The sequence below is a fragment of the Mycobacterium sp. NPDC051804 genome, assembly GCF_044452905.1.
Lineage (GTDB): Bacteria > Actinomycetota > Actinomycetes > Mycobacteriales > Mycobacteriaceae > Mycobacterium.
The window spans coordinates 808,758-830,353 of the sequence record NZ_JBITCD010000002.1; the positions used below are offsets into that span (position 1 = coordinate 808,758).

Consider the following 21,596-nt stretch of genomic DNA (forward strand, 5'->3'; position numbering starts at 1 on the left):
GCCGATGATGCGCACGTGACTCAAACCACCCATCGCATCGATGAGGTTGCGGGTTCCTTCTTCGCGGATCCTGGCGGGCCAACCCGGCGCGATCGAAGACGTCGCAGACGATCGGCTACCATCGATTGGCCTAGGTTCGCGGGCCATTCTTGGCATACGTTTCTGGGCCATTCAGCAGCACGTTCGAATCATCTGGGTTTATTTAACTGAACTCAGAAATAGATCCGGACACGGCGCGCTTTTACCTGGCAAGAGTGAACGTCAGGAGTCCGATCATGTCCGTATCTGAACCGCAGGTGATTCCGTTCGACGGAGTCCGCCTCCGCTATGCCAGCACCAAGAGATTCGACGCTCTCGTCGACGCCGTCCTCGCCGATGTCGGCCGCGACCCGGTGCCCATCGATGACATCGGCAAGTTGTACGCGACCTGGGAGTCCTATGGACACGAGGTGCAATCCCACGTTGGCCCAAGCGGTTTCATGCTGTTCGGTTCGCTGAACCACGGCGGATGGATCGCCAAGGCCGGCATCCATCGCAAGGTGTTGCGACTGATCATCGGAAACCCGCTGATCGCGATCACCATGCTGCGCCACGATGTGACCGCGGGCCTCTTCGCGCCGGTCGAACTACTACTGACAGAGGAGGACAACGGCACCAGCGCGTTGACCTACGTCGTGCCGTCATCCCTTATGGTCGTCGAACCCGATCCACCACTGCTGTCGGCGGCCCAAGATCTCGATGCCAAACTCGCCGCACTGGTCGCGAAAGTGGCAGCGTCCTAGGCCTTCAGGTCGGAAGTTGCGCGCTGCCGGGCGGCGGCACGAGCGCCCACGTTTCGCACGCCATCGCGAGCATGGCATAGGTGCCGACCACGAAGATGAGCTCCATCGCCTGGTGTATGCCAACGCTGTCGACGAGCCGGCGCCATGTCTCCGGCGCCGCACGCCCTTGGGTCAGCAGTTCGTCGGTGGCCTCGAGCACCAGCCGGTCGACGCCGTCGAATCCGCCGTTACCCGCGGCCAGGCGCGCGATGTCCGCTTCCTGCAGGCCGCCAGCGGTGGCAACCCTGACATGCTCACCCCAGAAGAACACCGACCGCCGCGTGTGCGCCAGGCGAAGGATCGCCAACTCGCGCAGACGCAGCGGGAGCTCGCCGCGTTGCAGCAGAAAGGCGTTGTACGCCAGGAACTCCCGGGTCATCGCGGGATATCGCGCGAGGACCCCGAGGATGTCGAAGTTCATCGGGTCTCGCGGCTCCCCCGAACCCGCCCGCGGCACGTCCTCACCCGGTATGCCGAACAGCGCGCCCACCGCGGCGTATTCGTCGTCGCCCCACTCGTCCTGCGTCAGCGGTGGCAACAAGGTCACGACGGCGCCCCGGTCAGGCCGTGCAGTTCGGCCAACGCGTGGAGCTGCTCGTGGTAGTGCTCGAACGAGTCGTGGACGAAATAGGCGAACACCGTCGTCGTACCGGCCGCAGCCATCTTCTCGAGCGTCTGTCTGGTCGCCTCCGGATTTCCCACCGGATCGAGCGGCTTGTCGGCGGGCAGCACCACCTCGAAGTCGTCGGGTACGTCGCGGGTGCTCAGCCACTCGGCAGCGGTATCGATCGGCACGGCGAACGGGCACCAGCCGTCGGCCAGCGTAAGCGCGCGTCGCAGCGAGCGCTTCGTGCGTCCGCCAACCCAGATCGGCACCTTGGGCTGCAGAGCGCAAGGGTCGACGGTGAGACCACCGAAGGAGTAGAACTCCCCTTCATACGTCGGCTCGTTGGTCGGCAACGCGACCCGCAATGCGCGCAACGCGTCGTCACCACGCTCCCCTCGGCCGTCGAACGGTGCGCCGAGCAGATCGAACTCCTGCTTCAGCGAGCCGACCCCGACACCGAGGATCACCCGCCCGTTGCTGACGTGATCGAGTGTCCCGTAACGCTTTACGATCTCCAGCGGATGGTGATAACCCAGCACCAGAGTCATCGTAGCGAGCCGGATCCGCTCGGTGCGCGCCGCGATGTAGCCAAGGGTGGCCAGCGGATCCCAGTAGCGCGCACCACGCCGGCCCGCCTCGGACGCAGGGATGCCGATGTGCTCGCTGCATGTCAGGAACTGATAGCCCAGGCGATCCGCGGTCTCGGCGATCCGACCGATGTCTTCAATCGTCGCGTCACGTTCCCACGTCAATGCCGCGCCGCCGACGTTGGTGACTACCGGCGTCGCAATTCCGATTTTCACTGCAGCGGCTCTTCACCCGCGAGGATTGTGCGATGCATGAGTCGCCCGCTGTCGACGGGATATTCGAGCACGCGGTGCATCGTGCCGGTGTTGTCCCACATCAAAAGGTCACCGGGCTGCCACTGATGGCGGTAGACGTACTGCGGCTGGGTGGCCCAGTCACGGAGGCGGGCAAGGAGCGCGCGGCTCGCCTCGACCGGCATGCCGACCACGTAATCGGCTGTCGCACCAAGCAGCAGCGACTTGCGACCGGACTGATGCGTCCACACGATGGGACACGCCTTCGTCGGTGACTTCTGCCAGAACGTGATCTCCTCGAAGCTCATTTCGGGCCGGACGTAATACTGCGAGCGTTCGGCGCTGTGCACCACGCGAAGATCCGCGATGAGTTCCTTGTCCGACTCCGGCAGGTCGTCATAGGCCGCGTAGGTATTGCAGAACTCCGTCTCGCCTCCGGTTTCCGACAGCGTGATGGCCCGCAACAGGGTCGCGAGGTTCGGGAAGGGCTGCAATGACCCGTCGAAGTGCCAGAACATCGAGCCCTTCAGGTATTCGGCTCGTTGGTTGACGTTCTTGTCGAGCGAGATCTTGTAGATGCCGCTCTCCCCCTCGTTCGCCGGGATGGCCCCGAGGGTACTGGCGATCGCGACCTGTTGTTCGTCGGTGATGTCGAGTCCGCGGAAGAACACGACACCGCGCTGCTCGAGGATTGCGCGGATGTGCTGCGCCTCGCCACCGCTGAGGAGCGTGTCGAGGTCGGTCCTGATCTCGCTACCGATCCTCGGGGTTAGGTCGACGACATCGAGTTGTGCAGAGGTGAGTCCCATGTGGAATCAGCTCACTCTCGTGAGAATCGTGTTGGCCGAATGCTTTACGCGTGGCTGCTTCCACAGTTCGACCGCCAAAGACACGGTGATCAGCGAGTAGAGCAGATTGCGCAGATTCGCGACATCGTCGGGCAGCGGTTCGGAGTAATCGAACTTGTCGACGTAGGTGACGGCTTCTTCGGCGAACGGGAACACCTGGTCGTAGAACGCCTGGATCTCCTCCATGGAGGAGTTCACCCGCTTCACGTAGCGCTGATGTCCATCCTCGATGGCCCACTCGTCGACCAGGTGCTCGAGTTGGGAGAACTCCGGCGGCAAAATCGGGCTCATCGAGCCGCCGCCTGCTCGCCCGCCGTCACATAGTCACCGACCACCTTGTGCAGATGACGCAACAGGATCTCCTCATCGTTCATCGTGAAGTGCGTCAGCGCACCGCTGTTCAGCATCGCCTGAAGACCCTCGGACGGGCTGGCGTCCTCCAGGATGATGTCGTTGAGAAACGTCATCGTCAGCTCTTGGCCCAACCGCTCACGGTGCGTAGTCGGCGGCTGGTAGTACGCCTCTGTTTCGAAGATGTGCGAATGCGGCCCCGTGGGCCAGTGCGTGTGCACCGTGAAACCCGATGCACCGAAGATCAGCACGAAGTTCGGGAAGAACTGGAAGGAATCGAATCCGTACTTCTCGGCGCGGGTCGGGTTGATACCCGGCGGCATCGACCCTCGATTGGGCTTCTTGTTCCACGGTCCCGCGGCACTGGCCTCCATCACGCATTCGATCGGTTTGGAGTAGGGCGTCTTCTGCGACGGCTCGCCGGCGAAGGAGAACATCCGGTGCGGCCCCTTGATCTGGTATCCCAGCGCATCGGTGAACGGATTCGGTTGGTCGAACGCATCTCTGGCCTCCGCCGTGAGCGCACCGAACGACGAGGCGTGCAGGTAGGGGCCATGGTAGCTCTCCGCGAATCCATCAACGAAAATCTTCCAGTTGCACTGTAATTCGGCCTTGAACTGGTAGACCTGGTGCGGCCCATCGAAGGGATAGCCCTCGAGACCGTGTGCAAGTTCGCCGAGGTACGAGCGCACCGATTCGGTGTTGTCCGGGTTGAGATTGATGAAGATGAACCCCTCCCACACTTCGCACTGGATGGCGGGAACCCGGCAGCTGTCGGCGTCGAAATCGAGCAGCAGATCCTTACGCGTCGTCGAATGCAGCGAGCCGTCCAGCTTGTAGCGCCAGCCGTGGAAGCGGCAGTACAGCAGTGGCGCGCGACCCGAGACCTCCTGGAAAGGATCGTCCTCCCACAGCATCTTGTTGCCGCGGTGCGGGCAGATGTTGTGCATGGCGCGAACGACGCCGTCCTTGCCCCGCACGACGATGACCGAGGTGTTGAGGAACCTCAGCTCGCGGGTGAAGTAGCTGCCCGACTTCGGCACCCGCTCCACCCGGCCGACATAGAGCCACGTCTTCTTGAAGACGTGTTCTCGTTCCTTCTCGTAGAACTCCTCGGAGACGCAGTCTTCGAGTGACACCGGGCCCCGGCCGAGTTCGGGATACGCGTCGGTCCAGTGGCCGCTTTCGGGTTTGGTCACAGGGCTGTTGTGACTCATGAGGCTCCACCTCCTGGCCGAAAACTACAGCTGCGGAAATGGTCAAAACAGATGCAGAAGCGCAACACCCTGTTGCATATTTGGAACAGCTGATGGAACAGAACCTGCCCTTCGACGTCGACGCCCTGCTGGTATTCGGCAAGGTCGTCGAGAGTCGCAGCCTGTCCAAGGCGGCCGCTCTGCTCGGCATGCCCAAATCCACGGTGAGCCGCAAGCTGACCAAGCTCGAGGCCGATCTTGGCATCAAGCTGCTCCGCAAGAACACTCATCAGCTCACCGTCACCGACCTCGGCGAGAAGGTCTACAGCCACGCCGTGAACATTCTCGCCGAGGCCAACGGAGTGCGGGCGCTCGTCGAAGGCAGCCGGGAGGAACCGCAGGGCGAGCTGAGGGTCGCCATTCCGATCTTCCTCGGCATCGACTACGCGTCGCGCGTCGGTGCTGCTTTCCTACAGCGTTATCCCCACTCACGGTTGGACATCCGACTGGTAGACAACCTCGTCGACCCGATTAGAGACGGGTTCGATGTGGTCTTCGGCACCGGGCCGCTCCAGGATTCGACGTTGATCGCGCGGAAGGTGTTCAGTCTCGAGCTCTTCCTCTGTGCCACACCGGACTTCGTGTGCCGGTTGCCTGACCCGATCACCGACCCAGCACAGTTGGATACCCTCCCGTTCATCGATTTCGGCTTCGGCGGTCCTCGCAAGTTCAGCGTGTCGAAGCACAAGCGTCGATACGAGCTGTCACCTCAAATACGGGCGCGAGCCAACAACTTTCAGGTGAGCAAGCAGTACATCCTGCAGGGACTCGGTATCGGTCCGATGCCTACACAGATAATCTGCACGACCGAGCTACGGGAGGGCAGTATCGTGCCCGTTCTCCCGGAGTGGCAGCTCGACGCAATGGACGTGCACATGATCTATCCATTCGAGCTCTCTTTCTCCACACTCATCAGCGCGTTCTATGAGACGGCCTGCGAGATCATCGTCGAAAACTCGGCACGAACCTAAGGAAGTGAATGTTCAAGCAAGTGTGCTTCTTTCGCAAGCGTCCGGATATGACGATGGACGAGTTCATCGACTACTACGAAAATCAGCACTCCCGGCTGTCGGCCCGGATGGGACGATCGCCGTCGATCCCCAATGCCGTGCGCTATGTGCGGCGCTACCTGAGCCCGGAAATGAATCCGGTCACGGGCGAGGTGATCGATCCGGGCTACCACTGCATCATGGAAATCTGGTGGAACAGCCGCGAGGACTTCGAGAACTCACAGCGGATCATCGCCGACCCTGAACGCTTGCCGGACATCATGGCTGATGAGGCAAAACTCTTTGCCACCCACAGCAACCCGATGTGCTCGGTGGCGGAGTACGACTCCCCGATGGGTCCAGAGGGTCAGCTGCCGCGCGTCGAGTTGGTCTACGAGGACTGAAGGTCGGATTCCTCGAACACGTCGATTGACGCGACAGGCTTCATCATGACCACCGGAATGTGCCGCGTCGTCGCCCTCTGGTAGTTCAGATACGGCGGATACACGCGCGACATGAAGTCCCAGATCCGGTGTCGCTCTTCACCTTCTGGCTCACGCCACGACGCCCGGAACGCCTGGGTCGCGATCTGCACGTCGACCTCGTCACCGGCGCGCAGATTGTGATACCAGTCCGGGTTCTTGTCGGCACCGCCCTTGGACGCGACGATGACCACCTCGCCTGCGATGTCGCCGTAGATCAACGGGACGATCTGCGTCTTACCCGACTTGCGACCCTTGATCCTGATGAGGCAGTGGGTCGTGAACGCATGGCCACCGACCTCGGTGATATCCATGATGTGGCCCTGCGCGCCGCCGGAACGTAGGTACATGTCGCGGTGGCTGGCCATCCAGTCGCGGCGGTCCTGCCGAATAGCCGCTGCGGACTCGTTGCTCATTGCGCTTCTTCCTCCTGCCTGGTCTCGACATACATACCATGGCGACCATGGCCGATCTGTTGAATGGCATCCCACGGGTCGATGCGACTGCCAAGACGCCCCTCATGCTGCGGATCATCGCCCGCGTCCTGTCCACAGAACTGGGATCCGTCGTCCATCGCCATGTCATGGCTCCCCTTGACGGGCCGCTGGGCCGACTGACCCGCGGCCGCGTGCACTTCGGGAAGGGCACGATCCCCCTCGTCGTGTTGCGCTCGACCGGAGCCAAGTCCGGCATCCCGCGCGATGTGCCGCTGGGGTATTTCACCGACGGAGACGACGTCATCCTGATCGCCTCGAACTACGGCCAGGCCCATCATCCGAGCTGGTATTACAATCTGCTGAAAAACCCTCAGTGCCAGCTGTTTCCGGACGGGCGCACCGACGGCGGGGGTCACTTCGTGGCCCGCCGCACCGAGGGTGCGGACCACGACCGGCTGTTCGCCCTCGCGAAAGGCTACGCGTCGAACTTCGCGTCGTATGAGGTGAAAACCGACGGCGTCCGCGCCATCAACGTGTTTCGCCTGTCGCCCGCGTAGCGGGGTTTAGTCAGCGCGGCGCGCGGAGAATCTCTGCGGCATGCAGCAGACCAACGATCCGCCCTCGACGCCGAAGGACGCCACCAAAGCGACCGACGAGCAACGAGACATCCAGGAGAAGCTGGACCACCAGGACGACGACCCTGAGGCCCCCGGCGGGCATCAGACCAAGGACCAGGTCGCCGACGAGACTTAACCCAGATCACCTGCCGTGGGTGGCGAAGAATTGTCCACTGGCGAACGATGCGTCCAACCAGGTGTGACCGCCACCGTCGATCTGGACGAACGCGACCTCGGTGCCGTCGGCGCAGCCGGCGGAGGTGAACCGATGCACCGAGGGTGCCGGCGAATCCTCGCTGGGTGCGCCCGGGCACCCATCCAGCTCACGCCACCGCTGCGCCATGGCCGGTGCGGAAACGATGTCGCTCGCCCCGCCCCGGCCCACCATCGGGCCGCCATTGAATGGCACGACGTTGTCGGCCGTCCCGTGAATGCTCAGCACGGAGACGGGTTGTGATGGGCTGCATGGGAACGCCGAGCCGAGGGTCCCCGCGACGGGCGCGACCGCGGAAAAGACGTCTGCGCGGGAACATGCCAGCCGATTGGCCATGAACGCGCCGGCCGACATTCCTGTGGCGAACACGTGGCCCGGGTCGATGCCGAAGTCCTGCGTGAGCCGGTTGGCGAGCGCGACGAGGAAGCCCACGTCGTCGACGCCCTGACGATCAGGAACCGAGGCACCCCGCCCATCGGCCCAGCTGAGGTCGATGCCGTCGGGGTAGACCACCACGAATCCGTGCTGATCGGCGACGGCGTTGTAGTTCGTCATGGCCAATTGAGCGCCGCCGGTCATCCCGGCACCGTGCAAATTGATGACCAGGCCGGTCGGTTGCTCCAGCCCTGGCGGAACGTGAACAAGGTAGTTGCGCTGGAGCCCGCCGAAGTTCAAGCCGTCGGGAAAGTCCCCACCCGGAACCGCCGAGGCGTGCGAACCACTGAACGAGAGAAGACCCAGAATGACAGCGGCCACCAGTGCCGGCGTGCGCCCAATCAACCGCAATTCATCTCCCCCTGTCGCGACATGACACCCGACCGTACGGACCGCCATCGTGACTGCGCAACCAACTGAGAGGCGCGTGACGGTGAAGTTCCCTGCTAGCAGGCGCAGCGAACGCGATCAACCCGCGACGAAAAGCTCGAGCTGAATGTTGTCGGGGTCGCGAAACACGACGGTCGCGAAGGGGAAGGGCAGGTCCCCGCCCCTGATGCCGGAGTGTTCGATCCCGAGTTCGTCGAGGCGAGCCGTCCACGCCTCGAGATCGCTGCGTGAGGCGACGTTCAGCGCCACGTGGTCCAGCCCCGTACGGGCCTCGTTGAAGGCCTGCCCGTCGTTGCCGGTGTTGGTGTGCAGGCCGATCACGACGCCCGACCGCGGTTCGACGAGCAACTCGCCGTAGCCGGTGTCCTCACACCCGTAATGCGGGAATTTCATGGGCACCCGGTCAGCGCCGAGCAGTCGCTGATACCAGGCCAGACTGGCCTCGAGGTCAGTCACGGTGATGGAGATGTGATGGATCCCGGAGATACCGGGAACTGCAGTTTCGCGCACGTCAGGCTCCATGCCGAAGGTTTACCAGGTCGACGGTGAGTTTGTTTCGTCATGAAGGCATTTGGGTACAGTCCCTAACACGCAGAGGTTCAGATCCGAGCCGCGTCATTCAAACGCAACCGGATAGGGGCAAACTCTCGTGTCCGAACATTCTTCTGAGTATGCCGATCTCACCGATATGTTTCGCCGTCTGGCGACGCTCGATGAGGGCTCGGCCGCATACCGTCGCCAACGCGACGAGATCATCGAGCGCGGACTGCCGCTCGCGAACCACATCGCACGTCGCTTCCGCAATCGGGGCGAGCCGGTCGACGATCTCGTGCAGGCCGCCCGGGTGGGTTTGGTCAACGCCGTCAACCGATTCGACCCCGAAAACGGCGCGGACTTCCTTGCCTTCGCCGTGCCGACGATGATGGGCGAAGTGCGCCGTCACTTTCGTGATTACGGATGGGCGGTCAAGGTACCCCGCCGCCTGAAAGACCTTCAGGGCCAGATTGTCAAGGCTCGCGCCGCGTTGTCCCAGGACCTCAATCGGGCGCCGACCGCCTCGGAGATCGCCAACTACCTCGGCATCGACCGTGAGTCGGTGGTCGAAGCGACGATCGCCAGCAGCAACTACTCCACGTTGTCGACCGATGTGCAAGCCGGCCCGGACTCCGAGTTCCGGCCAATCGGTGACACGCTCGGCGATGTCGATCCCAACATCGAGAAGGTGCTGGCGCTCCAGACGGTACGTCCCCTGATCGCCGCATTGCCCGACCGCGAACAGACGGTGCTTAGCCTGCGGTTCTTCGACAACTTGACCCAGACGCAGATCGCCGAACGCATGGGCTACTCGCAGATGCATGTATCCCGGCTCATCGCGAAGGCCCTCAACACGCTGCGCGACCAGGTTCGCGAGCCCGAAGCGTCGAACGCGCACAAGACCCCGGTACCCGCCTGACCAGCCCGGATCCTCGAGCGCAGTCAGCCCTTTAGAAAGTGCCAAGGGCGCCGCCGGACCCTGTCGTCATGAAACAGGTCGGGATTGTTCCGCTGGTCGGCAAGGTGATGCGGAGCGGTTCGGCGAACGGCGGCGCGTTGACACGGGTCGCCGACTTCACTGTGCGCTCCCCCAAAGTGGTGCTGGCCGTCCTCGCGCTCCTGCTCGGTGTCAGCATCGTGATCGGCGGCGGCGTGTCCGACAAGCTCGCTGTCGGCGGCTACAACGCCCCGTCATCCGAGTCGACCCACGCCGCCGAGCTCATGGACCAGAACTTCGGCACCACCGCGAACCTGGTGATTCAACTGCTGCCGAAGGAAGGCACCATCGACGGTCCGGAGTCGGCCGACGTGGCCGACCAAATATCGGAACTCATCAAAGCTGAGCCCGAGGCGAAGGTCCTGCGATCGTTCACCGATCCCGCAGCCACCGATCTGCGCAGCCGCGACAGCCGCTCGGGTCTGATTCTTGTGCATGTCAGCGGCACTGCGGATGAGGCGGCCGACATCGCCAAGCAGCTCATCGCCAGCCTGCCGGTCAACCCGGACGTTGCGGTGCGCGCCGGTGGCACTCTCGGTGTCCAGCAAGAGATTCGGGCCAAAGTGAAGAAGGACCTGCTGGTCAGCGAAAGCATTGCGCTACCGGTGTCGATGGCCGTGCTCGTCATCGTGTTCGGCGGGCTCATCGCTGCGTTCCTACCCATCGTTGTCGGCATTACGTCGATCGTCACGACGCTGCTGGTGCTCGTGCTCATGACGAGGGTCACCGAGGTCTCGACCCATGCGCTCACCGTCGCAACGGCATTTGGTCTCGGGCTCTCCATCGACTTCGGGCTGCTGATGGTGTCGCGATTCCGCGAAGAACGCGACAGCGGTAAGGAACACGAAGAAGCAATAGTTGCGACGGTGGCTACCGCGGGCCGCACGATCATCTTCAGCGCGGCGACGGTCACCCTGGCGATGATGTCGCTGCTGGTATTCCCGACATCCTTCCTGCGCTCTGTCGGTATCGCCGCGAGTGCGACGGTCACGCTGTCGGCGTTGAGCGCGATCATCGTGCTGCCCGCGATGCTGTCGCTGCTGGGAAAGCGCATCGACTCGCTGGCCATCATCCGGCGCAAGACCCCGCCATCCGCGGACTCCGCGTTCTGGCGGCGGTTCGCAGCGGCGGTCATCCGCCGCCCACTCCTCTACGCCTTGCCCGTCGTCGTAGTGCTGATCGGACTCGGTGTCCCTTTCCTGAAGGTGCAGTTCACCAATCCCGACGAGCGCGCGCTGCCCACCGACTCGAACGCACGCCTGGTCGCCGAGTCGTTGCAGCGGGACTATCCGCTCGACCCGTCGCAGGCGATCACCCTGGTGACGCAGAACGACGCCGGTGTCCTTGAGACGCTGGCCGCCGAGGTCTCCCAGATGCCTGACGTGGTTCTTGTCAACGGTTCCGTCGGCAAGTTCGAGGGCGGCACGCGGGTCGACGACACCCCGCCGAGCGAGCGCGAAGGCGCTGCCTATGTGTTGGCATACCTTGCGGTGGACGCGGATTCGCAAGCTGCAGAGCAACTCGTGCACGACATCCGCGCGAAGATCACCGACAAGCAGGTCGAGGTCGGTGGACCATCGGCCACGCTCATCGACAGCCGCGCAGCGATCGCTCAGCGACTGCCGTGGGCGATCGGATTGATCGCGGTGTTCACCTTCATCCTGCTGTTCCTGTTCACCGGCAGCGTTGTCGTACCGGTTAAGGCGCTGCTGCTGAACCTCCTGGTGTTGTCCGGGGTCCTCGGCGTGATGACATGGATCTTCCAGGACGGACATCTGTCGTCGCTACTCGGATTCACGCCTGCACCTTTGAATTTATCGATGGTTGTCCTGCTCTGCGCCATTGCGTTCAGCCTGTCCGTCGACTACGAGATCTTCCTGCTGAGCCGCATCAAGGAAGCCCGGGACTCCGGCATGTCGAACGACGAGGCCATCGTCATCGGTCTGGGCCGGGTTGGCCGGATCGTCACCAGCGCAGCACTTCTGCTGACCATCACGCTGGTCTCCTTCGCAAACGGGATGTCGTTCATGAAGATGTTCGGTCTCGGCACCGCGCTGGCTGTCGTGATCGACGCGACGATCATTCGCGGCGTCGTCGTACCGGCGTTTCTTCGTCTCGCAGGCGAACTCAACTGGTGGGCGCCGAAACCGTTGCGGTGGTTACACTCTCGCATCGGCATCAGTGAGGCGCTGTCCTTCGCCGTGGACGAGGCGACCGTGGTGGTGCCGCGGCCCGCCGTACTCTCACTGAACTCCAACCATGTACCGCCTCCGGTCTCAACGCCGGCCGAGCGTGGCCACCGGGTCGAGGTCGTCTCCGGTCAGCACCTCGTCGCGAACGTGAACGGCACCGTCATCGTGGTCGCCAACCGCAAGTCGCTGGCACAACAGACCATGGCAGCCCGCCAGATGCAACATCTCGTCGAGATCGTCCGCAAGAGCGAGCCGGCGAGTTTGTCGTATGCGTTCTCGCAGCTCGCCAAGAGCGGCACGTGGAGTCGTGATCACGCCGAGGTCGGCATTGTCATGCCCACCGATTCGGGGTTGGAGATCTTCCTGTGCGGCGGTGTCACGGTGGCGCTCGACGACGGTGCGGGGGTGACCCTGATCGAGGGTCGCAATCGCTGCCTGCACCAGTCTGTGCGCACGCCTGACGTCGCCGCGGTCGTGACCGTCGACGAACTCGGTAAGCGACCGGCCGTTCCCCCGACGGCGAGAAACGGCGTCTTCTCAATGCCCGACGGCGTTGTTCCTGGGCGCGGCGCTGTGGTGTGGACGACGGATGTCCCCGCGGCACGTCCCGCGCGGTGGGTGGTCCTCGATGACGATTCGCGGCTTCAGATCGACCGCGACTGCGTCATTGGTCGCGATCCCTCAGATTCACCCGCCGCACGGCAGGGCCTTCGCCCGGTGTCCATCTACGACCGCACGGGCCTGATGTCACGCGCGCACCTGGAGATTCGGATCGTCGACGGCGAGCTCGTCGTCGTCGACCGGGAATCGACCAACGGCGTACTGATTCGCGAGCCCGGAAAGCAGGTCTGGAAGCGGCTCACCCCGTGGAGGCCCGCGAACTTCCGCGCCGGCGCCTCGATTCAGGTCGGCGGACGGACGCTTCGTCTTGAGCCGCAAGCTGCGCCTCAGCCGCGGCAGCACGAGCGCGCTCGTGTACACGCCGTGTCGGTCTAGAGCATCGCGCGTCGTAGCGACCCCACACTCGGCCCGTCGAGTGTGGGGTTAACGCACGCAATCACCGGCCGAGGCGTGACACAACCCCACACTCGACGCGTCGAACTCCGGACGGCGAGATTGCACCGACGTGTGCGGCGCCGGACTGCTCAGCGGCCCTCGAGTGTGGGGTTAACGCACGCAATCACCGGCCGAGGCGTGACACAACCCCACACTCGACGCGGCAACGGTCGCCGCACGCACACAAAAAGCGCACAGCGGCCGAGGGCTAAGCCGCCCGGCCGCTATGCAGAGTGAAGTGTGTGGGGAACCGTCAGTAGTCGGCTGCCGCCTTCTGGACGACAGTGTCGACCTCTTCAGCGAGCAGGAACCGCTCGGCGACAAGCGATTCGGCAGCTGCACGGGCCGCAGCGACGTAGTCCTCGCGGGACGGGTATCGCTCGGTGACCGTCGGCCGACCGGGAGGGAAGGCCAACTTGCTGCCCACCCGCTCATAGAGCACATCAGGCAATTCGTCGATATGCCGGCGGGGATTCCAACCTGTGTACGCGGCCAACGGCGCGGCGACAGCGGGCAACCGGATGCCGGCGACCTCGTTACCGTCCGCGTCGACCGCCGACACCAGGTCGACATACGGCTCCCCAAGCTTCACCGGCCAGCTACCGATACCGCGATCGGCATCCGGGCCGAGGTCGATCAACCGCGCGTGCGGAAGCGCCGACGGGTCCGGGGTGGTGGTGTGGCTGAACGCCGACAGGACCTCCTTGCGCGCGACCGCAGTGCCGTCACTGGTCCGCGGCACCTTGCTGTGCGGAGGTTCCACGCCGTCGCACACCCAGTCCTCCAGGGCGACGAGCAGCGCCCGGTTGACGGGCGCAACATCCAAGCGGTGTACCGGATTCGCGGTCGGCAGCGCCTCCTTGAGCTTGCTGCTGCCGAAATGGTCCGTGCTGGCGAGCAAATACGTGCGGACATCGGGATCCTCGGGCAGATCCGCACCGGTGAGCGGATCGACGTGCACCAGCGCGCCCCCGCTCGTCCAGTACTCGGTCGCGGTGTTGATGAACATGGTCTTCGGTACGCCGCCCAAGTCACGTTGACGCATAAGCAATTCGGTGGCCCCGAACGGTGCCATGTTCCCGAAGCCGTTGACCTGCGCCACGGACGGCTGCGCGTAGCGGTGGTTGAACTCTCCCGTTGCCGCGCTTGCCGACTCGCTGAACACACCGTCGAAGACGGTCATGCCCGTCTCATCGACATTCAGCCCGTCCGCGAGGAATTGACGAAGGAGCCGACCCGCCTGCGAAACGCCGTACGCGAACGCATGCTCGATGCCACCGCCGACGGAGCCGGCAGTGGAGGCACCGCTCCCCCGAAGATGCGACACGAGATCGCGGATCGCCAGCAGGCCGGCGCCGACGACCGGCGTCCGCGACGTCCGGTACACCAACTCGTACCAGTGGAAAGGCTCGAATCCGCCGTCGAGCGTCAGATGCGTCTCATCGGTGAATCGCCAGTTGTCCCTTGAGATGATGGTCGGCTCGGTATCCGGCGAGGTGCGCACGGACAGTACGGCGTCGGGATCGTCGACGTCGACGGTCGGGTAGTCGGTGAACGTGAACAGCGCCTCGGCACCGGCGGGCAGCGCATCGATTTCGGGCACGGTGAAGCTGAGCGGGTGGTCGACACCGGCGCTGTCGGAGCGCCACTCCAGACGCATGAATCCCGGCGGCACATCAGCCTGGGGCGCGGTCATCCCGAGGAGACCGTTCGCTCGCTGGATGTCCCACTGCCAGCCGCACGACGCGATGGTGTAACCACGGTCCAGCAGGAAGCCGCCCTTCAGCCACGGCGCGTAAGTGGGCATGCCCCGGTTGGGCACGACAAACAGAAGCTTGCCGTTTCCGCCTTCGACCGGGCGGAGGAGTTTCAGGTCGGCGTCGAAGCGCACCAGCCCGTCGGCGTCGCGCGGCGCGAGGTCGAGATCGACAATGCGCTCGTTCGCCAACAGCTCGGGGTCGACGGCGAAGTCGACGGTCGCCTCTACCCACTCATAGCGGGTGTCGGAATGGGGGTAAACCGTGTTCACGTGAACTGATTCGACGGTCATTTCCACTCCTCCATTTCGTGTGCCGAAGTCTGCTGATTAGCAATGTGCGGTTTCGGGCTTGGAGAGTTCTTAAAACGCTGGTGTCAGGCCGGTACTGCATGGAGAGCGCGTCGCGCCGCGCGCTCGGGCCGGCCGGCGAAGTCGCCGACGAGTTGTGCCACTAGGTCGGGGCACTGCACCTGGGGTTGATGGCCAACGCCGGGAATGACGTGCAGCTCGCTGCCCGGAATCGCCTCATGCACCGAATGCGCATGCGCGACAGGGATGCAGCGGTCCTCGTCGCCGAAGATGATCAGCGTCGGCAGGTCTGCGCGCAGCCGGTCCAATGCGCAAACCGCTTGGCCGCGGTGGTCAACGACCGAACGCAAGGTCCGCAAAAACGCGGCACGACTGTGCCGGTTCGACAGGGCCGCTTGCCCTTTCAGCGTCTCGCTGTATCTGGTGACATCGCGACCGGAGGCCAGCGCGCGTTTGCGAAGGGCCTTACCGACCTCGACCGCTGGACGCGACGCGAGCACCTGCAACGCGATTTCGGCGCCGGGCAGCGACAGCATGCGCAGCAGTCGGCCCAGATCGGGGCCCAGACCACCGCTGCTGATCAGCACCAGCCGACGGCAGTACTCCTTGTGCTGGTGGGCGAATTGCAGCGCCACGCCGCCACCGAACGAATGGCCGACGACGGTGACCTCGCGGATGTCCAGGGCATCGAGGAAATCACGCAGCCATACCGCGAAGGCGCCCAGCGAGTAGTCACCGCGCGGCTTGTCGGACTGACCGTGGCCGAGGAGGTCGACGGCGATGACGCGATGTCGAGTCGCCAACTTGTGGACCACGTTGCGCCAGCAGTCTGAGCTACCGCCGATGCCGTGGATCAGCAACAGCACGTCTCCGGCGCCTTCGTCCAGGTACGCCACCCGGTTTCCATGCAGGGTCAGCTCGCGAAGGTTCGTCGCGGCCAGTCCCCGAATTGCAGTCATCGTCTTCCTCCTCACTTTGTTGGGAGGACTCTCAGCCCCGCGGCTTGGAGGTTTCTTAACGGGCTCGTCAGACCTTCCCGAACTCCCCCGCCTGCTGATCACAGGTGTGCGACGCTGCGACGATGACGGGATCTCGGTGGTCTCAGTGCAGGGTTGTTGCCGCCCTCATCGCCGCCACCACCGTGCTCTCTCTTTGGTCTGCCTCCCCCGCCGCCGGCCAGAACTGCGGCGAACGGACCGCGGCGTTCTCCGCGGCGTTCGACAGCCTGCCGAACGACTTGAGCGTCGTACCCATCTGCCCGGCCGACATCGGACTCGGCTTTGCCGACCCGAAGCCCACCGCCCAGTTCTCCACGCTCGCCGCCGGCGAGGTCACCGACACGAGCATTGCGCCGGACCTGGTAGCGCTCGATGCCCTCGTCGGCACCCTCGATAAGGGTGGCGGCGAAGCCTACGTCGACGGGTTGTTCGCACGGCTGGGACCCGAGGCTGACGGCGGAACCGTCATCCTCGACGGAAAGGTGGTGCGATACATCAACGTGCCCGGCGGTCCTGCCGGCTACGCCTACGGCGCGGGCCCGACCGTCGTCATCGGTTACGTCAAGGCGCCCCCCGGCCCGCCGTCAAGTAATTACGGCGCGCTGGCTGCGCGGCAGGCCTACACCCACATTCTCGGCATTGCCACCGGCGCACCCCTACCCGATATCCCACCGCCGGCCAACAACCTCGACCAGTGGCCGCTGGCGCGGGGCAACTTCACGACGCCGACCGACCCGGGCTGGATCTACTTCCGAACGCCGCTCGAAAAGGAAGGCGTCTACTCGTACTCCTGCGGAATCGCCCCGGGCGGCACCCTGGCCGGTTGCGATTTCGTTCCCGATTCGGCACCCGAAGGCACAAATCAGACGATCGTGGACTCAGCAGGCGCCCGGTACATCCACTCTGAGACTCCGACCTTCACCCGGCAGGTCGACGCGCTGCCCGCCGGCGAACGGCTCGAGACCGGTCCCGCCGCGTGCGGTTCGACGTATCAGGGTGCCGTCACCTGCCGGATCGGTGATCACAAGTTCGGCACCAACGGCTACCTCGAGTGATTCGCGTCGCAGAGTCGCACGGGTTTTCCCGATGTCAATCCGGATCGGACCGATCCGCGTTATGAAAACTAGGTGACCACTGCACCTGAGGCATTCACGACGGCCGGCGACGGCGGCGTCCGCATCGTCGGCGACCGCATCGGCGACCCTCTGGCACCGGCGGTGGTGTTCCTGCATGGTGGCGGTCAGACGCGCAGGTCCTGGGGCCGGGCCGCGGCCGCCGTCGCCGAGCGCGGATGGCAGGCGATCACACTCGACTTCCGCGGCCATGGCGAGTCCGACTGGTCCACTGACGGCGACTATCGCGTCACCTCGTTCGCCCGCGATGTGCTCGAGGTGCTGCGTGATCTTCCGTCGAAGCCGGTGCTGGTCGGCGCCTCGCTCGGGGGCTTCACCTCGATGCTCCTCGAGGGCGAGCTCGCGCCCGGGACGGCACGCGCCGTCGTGCTCGTCGACATCGTGCCGGACATGGACCAGTCGGGGGCATCGCGGATCCACAACTTCATGTACGACCGCATGCAGTCCGGGTTCGATTCACTGGACGAAGTCGCCGACATGATCCAGGAGTACAACCCGCACCGTCCGCGACCCACCGACCTGGACGGTCTGCGAGCGAACCTGCGCCACCGTGACGGTCGGTGGTACTGGCACTGGGACCCGAAGTTCATCGACGGCACCTCGGCGCTGCCTCCGATCGAGGTCACCGAGGTCGATCGCATGCACGCGGCCGTTCAATCGATCGTCGACGCCGGTGTGCCCATGCTGCTGGTGCGAGGCCAGGTGAGCGATCTCGTGACCCAAGAGCGTGCCGACGCGTTCCTAGCCCGGTTTCCCGCGGTCGACTTCGTCGACGTCGGCGGCGCGGGCCATATGGTGGCCGGAGATCGCAACGACCTCTTCGCGGGTGCCGTCGTGGACTTCCTCAGCCGCCACGCCGACGGTTGACCTCGCCGCCGAAGAGAGGTGGCGACTCTAGGCCGGCGACTTGGCGTCGCGGTCGCCGAAGATCTTTTGCATCCGCCGCCTCGACGCGGGCGTCTGCGGAATTTGAGGCCACCAGAACCAGCGGCCCATCAGCGCGGCGATCGACGGCGTCATGAACGACCGCACGATCAACGTGTCGAACAAGAGCCCCAACGCGATCGTGCTGCCGACCTGCGCGATGGACAGTAGGTCGCCGAATACGAAGGACGCCATGGTCGCAGCGAACACCAGACCGGCCGACGTTACCACCGAACCCGATCCCGCCATGGCCCGGATGATCGCGGTCTTCAACCCGTGGTGCAGTTCCTCCTTGAACCGGGACACCAGCAGCAGGTTGTAATCGGAACCGACTGCCAGCAACAGGATCACCGACATCACCAGAACGATCCAGTGCAATCGGATGCCCAGCAGGTACTGCCAGACGAGCACCGAAAGCCCGAACGACGTACCGAGCGACAGCAGCACCGTTCCCACAATCACCGCCGATGCCACGACACTCCGCGTGATGAGCAACATGATGACGAAAATCAGTGCTGCGGCTGACAATCCGGCGATCAGCAGGTCGTAGTTGGCGCCGTCCCGCATGTCCTTGTACGTCGCCGCGGTGCCGCCGAGGAAGATCGTGGAGCCTGCCAATGGCGTGCCCTTGATGGCTTCCTTGGCCGCCTGCTTGAGCGCGTCGATGCGCGCAATGCCCTCGGGGGTAGCCGGATCGCCGTCATGCTCGATGATGAAGCGCACCGACTTGCCATCGGGTGAGATGAAGTTCTCGATGCCGCGCTTGAAGTCCTCATTCTCGAACACTTCCGGCGGCAGGTAGAACGAGTCGTCGTTCATCGAGTCGTCGAATGCGTCACCCATCGCGGACGAATTCTCTTGCTGCGCCGCCATCTGATCCTGCATGCCCTTCTGGGTGGCATACATCGTCAGCATCATGGACTTCATCGTCTTCATGGTCTGGATCTGCGCGGGCATCAGCGCGACCAGCTGCGGCATCAGCGTGTCGAGATGCTCCAAATCGGGTAGCAGCTGCTGGATGTCGGTGGTCATGATGTCGACGCCGTCGAGGGTGTCGAATATCGACCTGATCGACCAGCAGACCGGGATGTTGTAACAGTGCGGTTCCCAGTAGAGGTAGTTGCGCATGGGACGGAAGAAATCGTCGAAATTGGAGATGCCGTCCCGCAATTCGGCGATATCGACGGTCATGTTCCTGGTCTTGGCAACCATGTCGTGGGTGACGGCGGCCATCTGCTCGGTCAGTTCCGACATCTGCGTGAGCGTGTCGATCGTCGTCTGCATCTCGTCGGCCTGAACCAGCATGTCGGCCATGCGGTCCTGGTTGTACTTCTGGTTCAGCTGGTTCGTCGTGCCCTGCATGCTGAGCAGGAACGGAATGCTCGTGTGCTCGATCGGCTTTCCGTCGGGACGGGTGATCGTCTGCACCCGCGCGATGCCCGAGACACGGAACAGCGCCTTGGCGATCTTGTCGATCACCAGGAAGTCGGCCGAGTTCCGGAGGTCGTGGTCGCTTTCGACCATCATCAACTCGGGGTTCATTCTGGCGCTGTCGAAATGCCGGTCGGCGACGGCGTATCCAATGTTGGCGGGGGTGTCCTCGGGCATGAAATGGCGTCCGTCGTAATCGGTCTTGTAGCCCGGCAGGGCGAGCAGACCGATCAGCGCAAGGGCGCAGGTGGCCACGAGGATCGGGCCCGGCCACCGCACCACGACCACACCGATTCGACGCCAACCACGGGAGCTGATGGCGCGTTTGGGCTCGAAGAGACCGAACCGGCTGCCGATGACGATGACGGCCGGGCCGAGTGTCAGCGCGGCGATGACTGCGACGAGGATGCCCACCGCGCAGGGCACCGCCATGGTCTGGAACCACGGCAGCCGCGTGAATTTGAGGCACAGCATCGCACCGGCGATCGTGAGGCCAGAACCGAGGACGACGTGTGCGGTGCCGTGAAACATGGTGTAGTACGCGGTCTCCCGGTCTTCACCGTCTCCGCGCGCCTCTTGGTATCGGCCGATGAGGAAGATCGCGTAATCGGTACCCGCGGCGATCGCGATCAGCGTCAGCAGGCTCGTCGCGAAGGTCGACAATCCCATGACGCCCGCGTTCCCGAGGAACGCCACGATTCCGCGGGAGGCGCCTAGTTCGATGAACACCATCAGCAGGATCAGGATCGTCGTGGCGAACGAACGGTAGACGACCAGCAGCATGACGAAGATGACCACCAGCGTCACCGACGTCGCCTTGACCGCACCCTTGTCGCCGGCGACCCGCTGGTCGGCGCTCAACGCTGCCCCGCCGGTGACATAGGCCTTGACGCCCGGCGGCGCGGGTGTCTTCTCGATGATCTCGCGAACCGCGGCGATGGACTGGTTGGAGCGCGTCTCGCCCATATTGCCGCGCAGATACAGCTGAACGTAGGCGGACTTGCCGTCGCTGCTCTGCGCTCCCGCCGCGGTCAGCGGATCGCTCCAGAAGTCCGCGACGTGCTCGACGTGCTCGGTGTCGGCCTCAAAGGCCTTGATCAACTCGTCGTAATAGTGATGCGCCTCGTCGCCGAGAGGCCTGTCCCCTTCCAGGATGACCATGGCGTTGCTGTCGGAGTCGAATTCCTGGAAGTTCGCACCGATGCGCTGCATGGCGATGAAGGCCGGCGCGTCGTGTGCGTTCATCGACACGGCCTGGGCTTCGCCCACCTTCTCCAGCGAGGGCACGAAGACGCTCGTGATGACCGTCAGGACCATCCAGCCCAGCACGATGGGCACGGCGAGCACGCGAATGGCGTGTGCGATCTTCGATCGCTCCGTGGATGCAGAACTCACAGAACTCACTGTCGGACTACCGGCCCCTCAAGCCCGGCCTACAAGAAGCCGTGCGCGTTACACGTTCCGTTTCGCTTGGAACATGGCTGCGCATATATGTAGCCAGTCAAAGTGTCGCGTGTCAATTGCTGAGCCGCAGGTCTGACAGGCTTTTCACAGCAACTCCACAGGGCTGCGCGGACCACGGACTCGATTTCTTGGGATCGGTAGCCATCGCGGCTGGATGTACTTGCCGCAGTGACGACGCCACACCGGCGCCGCGTGACCTAAAGGAAACAGCAATGAACCTCGTCCCCACCCGTATCCAGGAGCAGATCAGCCAGGTCGACCGCACGTACAGCCTCATCATCGGGATCAGCACCGGCATCGCCGCGCTGTGGTCCATCTACCGGGTGTTCTGGTTGATCTACACCGCGGCCACGTTCTCCAGCGTTGGCTGGTCCCCCGTCTCGCTGGTCTTCCCGCTGGTGCTGTGGAGCGTGTTCGCAGTCGCCACGGGACTCGCGTCGGCTGCCTTCCTGCTCCGGTACGCCAAGAACCCGGAATAGGTGGCGGGAGGCCAAGAGGGGTCGCAGATATCTGCGGCCCCTCTTTGGCATT

At 64.0% G+C, this 21,596-nt stretch carries 21 protein-coding genes; 10 read left to right on the top strand and 11 right to left on the bottom strand.

Translation table 11 applies throughout. The features are described from left to right. Positions 1–275: 275 nt before the first annotated feature. On the top strand, positions 276–782 hold the full coding sequence (locus tag ACIA48_RS09630; RefSeq protein ID WP_396730106.1) for a DUF302 domain-containing protein: 507 nt from the start codon (positions 276–278) through the stop codon (positions 780–782). A 4-nt stretch (positions 783–786) separates the two neighbouring features. On the opposite strand, the gene ACIA48_RS09635 is transcribed toward ACIA48_RS09630, so the two are convergent. Genes ACIA48_RS09635 through ACIA48_RS09655 form a run of 5 tightly spaced genes read right to left on the bottom strand, consistent with a single transcriptional unit; the run spans position 787 to position 4,665 of the window. Next, on the bottom strand, positions 787–1,368 hold the full coding sequence (locus ACIA48_RS09635; protein WP_396730108.1) for a carboxymuconolactone decarboxylase family protein: 582 nt from the start codon (positions 1,366–1,368) through the stop codon (positions 787–789). Beyond that, positions 1,365–2,231: a TIGR03619 family F420-dependent LLM class oxidoreductase gene (locus tag ACIA48_RS09640; RefSeq protein WP_396730110.1), complete on the bottom strand. Its 867-nt coding sequence runs from the start codon at positions 2,229–2,231 to the stop codon at positions 1,365–1,367. Before ACIA48_RS09640 ends, ACIA48_RS09635 begins: the two co-directional genes overlap by 4 nt. After that, positions 2,228–3,058, bottom strand: coding sequence for a TauD/TfdA dioxygenase family protein (locus ACIA48_RS09645; RefSeq protein WP_396730112.1), 831 nt, complete (start codon positions 3,056–3,058; stop codon positions 2,228–2,230). Before ACIA48_RS09645 ends, ACIA48_RS09640 begins: the two co-directional genes overlap by 4 nt. A gap of 6 nt (positions 3,059–3,064) precedes the next feature. Beyond that, the gene (locus tag ACIA48_RS09650) at positions 3,065–3,388 is read right to left on the bottom strand and encodes a hypothetical protein (protein ID WP_396730114.1); all 324 of its coding nucleotides are present in this window, start codon (positions 3,386–3,388) and stop codon (positions 3,065–3,067) included. Continuing rightward, on the bottom strand, positions 3,385–4,665 hold the full coding sequence (locus ACIA48_RS09655) for an SRPBCC family protein (RefSeq protein ID WP_396730116.1): 1,281 nt from the start codon (positions 4,663–4,665) through the stop codon (positions 3,385–3,387). Before ACIA48_RS09655 ends, ACIA48_RS09650 begins: the two co-directional genes overlap by 4 nt. A gap of 92 nt (positions 4,666–4,757) precedes the next feature. Here ACIA48_RS09655 and ACIA48_RS09660 point away from each other — a divergent pair, with 92 nt between their 5' ends. Together ACIA48_RS09660 and ACIA48_RS09665 are read left to right on the top strand one after the other, a co-directional pair. Continuing rightward, positions 4,758–5,675 carry a LysR family transcriptional regulator gene (locus ACIA48_RS09660; protein WP_396730749.1) on the top strand — a complete coding sequence of 306 codons (918 nt, stop codon included), beginning with the start codon at positions 4,758–4,760 and terminating at the stop codon, positions 5,673–5,675. Between the two features lie 8 nt (positions 5,676–5,683). Next, a complete protein-coding gene (locus ACIA48_RS09665; RefSeq protein WP_396730118.1) occupies positions 5,684–6,097 on the top strand; it encodes an EthD domain-containing protein in 414 nt (137 codons plus the stop codon). On the opposite strand, the gene ACIA48_RS09670 is transcribed toward ACIA48_RS09665, so the two are convergent. After that, entirely contained in the window at positions 6,085–6,591 is a 507-nt protein-coding gene (locus ACIA48_RS09670; protein WP_396730120.1) for a nitroreductase/quinone reductase family protein, read from the bottom strand. The two genes, ACIA48_RS09665 and ACIA48_RS09670, sit on opposite strands and share 13 nt — an antisense overlap. 47 nt (positions 6,592–6,638) lie before the next feature. On the opposite strand from ACIA48_RS09670, the gene ACIA48_RS09675 reads away from it, so the two are divergent. Both ACIA48_RS09675 and ACIA48_RS09680 read left to right on the top strand, forming a co-directional pair. Next, complete coding sequence (locus ACIA48_RS09675; protein WP_396730122.1) at positions 6,639–7,169, top strand: nitroreductase/quinone reductase family protein; 531 nt, start codon at positions 6,639–6,641, stop codon at positions 7,167–7,169. A 40-nt stretch (positions 7,170–7,209) separates the two neighbouring features. After that, entirely contained in the window at positions 7,210–7,365 is a 156-nt protein-coding gene (locus ACIA48_RS09680) for a hypothetical protein (RefSeq protein ID WP_396730124.1), read from the top strand. Between the two features lie 6 nt (positions 7,366–7,371). On the opposite strand, the gene ACIA48_RS09685 is transcribed toward ACIA48_RS09680, so the two are convergent. Together ACIA48_RS09685 and ACIA48_RS09690 are read right to left on the bottom strand one after the other, a co-directional pair. Further along, entirely contained in the window at positions 7,372–8,223 is an 852-nt protein-coding gene (locus ACIA48_RS09685; protein ID WP_396730751.1) for an alpha/beta hydrolase family esterase, read from the bottom strand. Between the two features lie 123 nt (positions 8,224–8,346). Next, on the bottom strand, positions 8,347–8,778 hold the full coding sequence (locus tag ACIA48_RS09690; RefSeq protein ID WP_396730126.1) for a VOC family protein: 432 nt from the start codon (positions 8,776–8,778) through the stop codon (positions 8,347–8,349). A gap of 139 nt (positions 8,779–8,917) precedes the next feature. Here ACIA48_RS09690 and ACIA48_RS09695 point away from each other — a divergent pair, with 139 nt between their 5' ends. Together ACIA48_RS09695 and ACIA48_RS09700 are read left to right on the top strand one after the other, a co-directional pair. Further along, positions 8,918–9,721, top strand: coding sequence for a SigB/SigF/SigG family RNA polymerase sigma factor (locus tag ACIA48_RS09695; protein ID WP_396730127.1), 804 nt, complete (start codon positions 8,918–8,920; stop codon positions 9,719–9,721). 68 nt (positions 9,722–9,789) lie between these two features. Next, a complete protein-coding gene (locus ACIA48_RS09700; RefSeq protein ID WP_396730129.1) occupies positions 9,790–12,987 on the top strand; it encodes an MMPL family transporter in 3,198 nt (1,065 codons plus the stop codon). Between the two features lie 313 nt (positions 12,988–13,300). Here ACIA48_RS09700 and ACIA48_RS09705 read toward each other — a convergent pair whose 3' ends face one another. Both ACIA48_RS09705 and ACIA48_RS09710 read right to left on the bottom strand, forming a co-directional pair. Continuing rightward, on the bottom strand, positions 13,301–15,097 hold the full coding sequence (locus ACIA48_RS09705) for an alpha/beta hydrolase domain-containing protein (protein ID WP_396730131.1): 1,797 nt from the start codon (positions 15,095–15,097) through the stop codon (positions 13,301–13,303). Between the two features lie 83 nt (positions 15,098–15,180). Beyond that, a complete protein-coding gene (locus ACIA48_RS09710) occupies positions 15,181–16,074 on the bottom strand; it encodes an alpha/beta fold hydrolase (RefSeq protein WP_396730133.1) in 894 nt (297 codons plus the stop codon). A 122-nt stretch (positions 16,075–16,196) separates the two neighbouring features. On the opposite strand from ACIA48_RS09710, the gene ACIA48_RS09715 reads away from it, so the two are divergent. Then, positions 16,197–17,168, top strand: coding sequence for a hypothetical protein (locus tag ACIA48_RS09715; RefSeq protein WP_396730135.1), 972 nt, complete (start codon positions 16,197–16,199; stop codon positions 17,166–17,168). 72 nt (positions 17,169–17,240) lie between these two features. Continuing rightward, a complete protein-coding gene (locus ACIA48_RS09720; RefSeq protein ID WP_396730137.1) occupies positions 17,241–18,113 on the top strand; it encodes an alpha/beta fold hydrolase in 873 nt (290 codons plus the stop codon). A gap of 27 nt (positions 18,114–18,140) precedes the next feature. Here the strand turns inward: ACIA48_RS09720 and ACIA48_RS09725 are convergent, their stop codons facing one another. Beyond that, positions 18,141–21,005: an RND family transporter gene (locus ACIA48_RS09725; RefSeq protein ID WP_396730139.1), complete on the bottom strand. Its 2,865-nt coding sequence runs from the start codon at positions 21,003–21,005 to the stop codon at positions 18,141–18,143. A gap of 272 nt (positions 21,006–21,277) precedes the next feature. On the opposite strand from ACIA48_RS09725, the gene ACIA48_RS09730 reads away from it, so the two are divergent. Then, positions 21,278–21,544, top strand: coding sequence for a hypothetical protein (locus ACIA48_RS09730; RefSeq protein ID WP_396730141.1), 267 nt, complete (start codon positions 21,278–21,280; stop codon positions 21,542–21,544). Positions 21,545–21,596 lie beyond the last annotated feature (52 nt).

Excerpts from the sequence above, each read along its gene's own strand:
- ACIA48_RS09660 (WP_396730749.1), top strand. The coding sequence starts at position 4,758 with ATGGAACAGAACCTGCCCTTCGACGTCGACGCCCTGCTGGTATTCGGC.
- ACIA48_RS09665 (WP_396730118.1), top strand. The coding sequence starts at position 5,684 with ATGTTCAAGCAAGTGTGCTTCTTTCGCAAGCGTCCGGATATGACGATG.
- ACIA48_RS09630 (WP_396730106.1), top strand. The coding sequence starts at position 276 with ATGTCCGTATCTGAACCGCAGGTGATTCCGTTCGACGGAGTCCGCCTC.
- ACIA48_RS09705 (WP_396730131.1), bottom strand. The coding sequence starts at position 15,097 with ATGACCGTCGAATCAGTTCACGTGAACACGGTTTACCCCCATTCCGAC.
- ACIA48_RS09655 (WP_396730116.1), bottom strand. The coding sequence starts at position 4,665 with ATGAGTCACAACAGCCCTGTGACCAAACCCGAAAGCGGCCACTGGACC.
- ACIA48_RS09680 (WP_396730124.1), top strand. The coding sequence starts at position 7,210 with ATGCAGCAGACCAACGATCCGCCCTCGACGCCGAAGGACGCCACCAAA.
- ACIA48_RS09670 (WP_396730120.1), bottom strand. The coding sequence starts at position 6,591 with ATGAGCAACGAGTCCGCAGCGGCTATTCGGCAGGACCGCCGCGACTGG.
- ACIA48_RS09715 (WP_396730135.1), top strand. The coding sequence starts at position 16,197 with ATGACGGGATCTCGGTGGTCTCAGTGCAGGGTTGTTGCCGCCCTCATC.
- ACIA48_RS09650 (WP_396730114.1), bottom strand. The coding sequence starts at position 3,388 with ATGAGCCCGATTTTGCCGCCGGAGTTCTCCCAACTCGAGCACCTGGTC.
- ACIA48_RS09700 (WP_396730129.1), top strand. The coding sequence starts at position 9,790 with ATGAAACAGGTCGGGATTGTTCCGCTGGTCGGCAAGGTGATGCGGAGC.
- ACIA48_RS09730 (WP_396730141.1), top strand. The coding sequence starts at position 21,278 with ATGAACCTCGTCCCCACCCGTATCCAGGAGCAGATCAGCCAGGTCGAC.
- ACIA48_RS09645 (WP_396730112.1), bottom strand. The coding sequence starts at position 3,058 with ATGGGACTCACCTCTGCACAACTCGATGTCGTCGACCTAACCCCGAGG.
- ACIA48_RS09675 (WP_396730122.1), top strand. The coding sequence starts at position 6,639 with ATGGCCGATCTGTTGAATGGCATCCCACGGGTCGATGCGACTGCCAAG.
- ACIA48_RS09710 (WP_396730133.1), bottom strand. The coding sequence starts at position 16,074 with ATGACTGCAATTCGGGGACTGGCCGCGACGAACCTTCGCGAGCTGACC.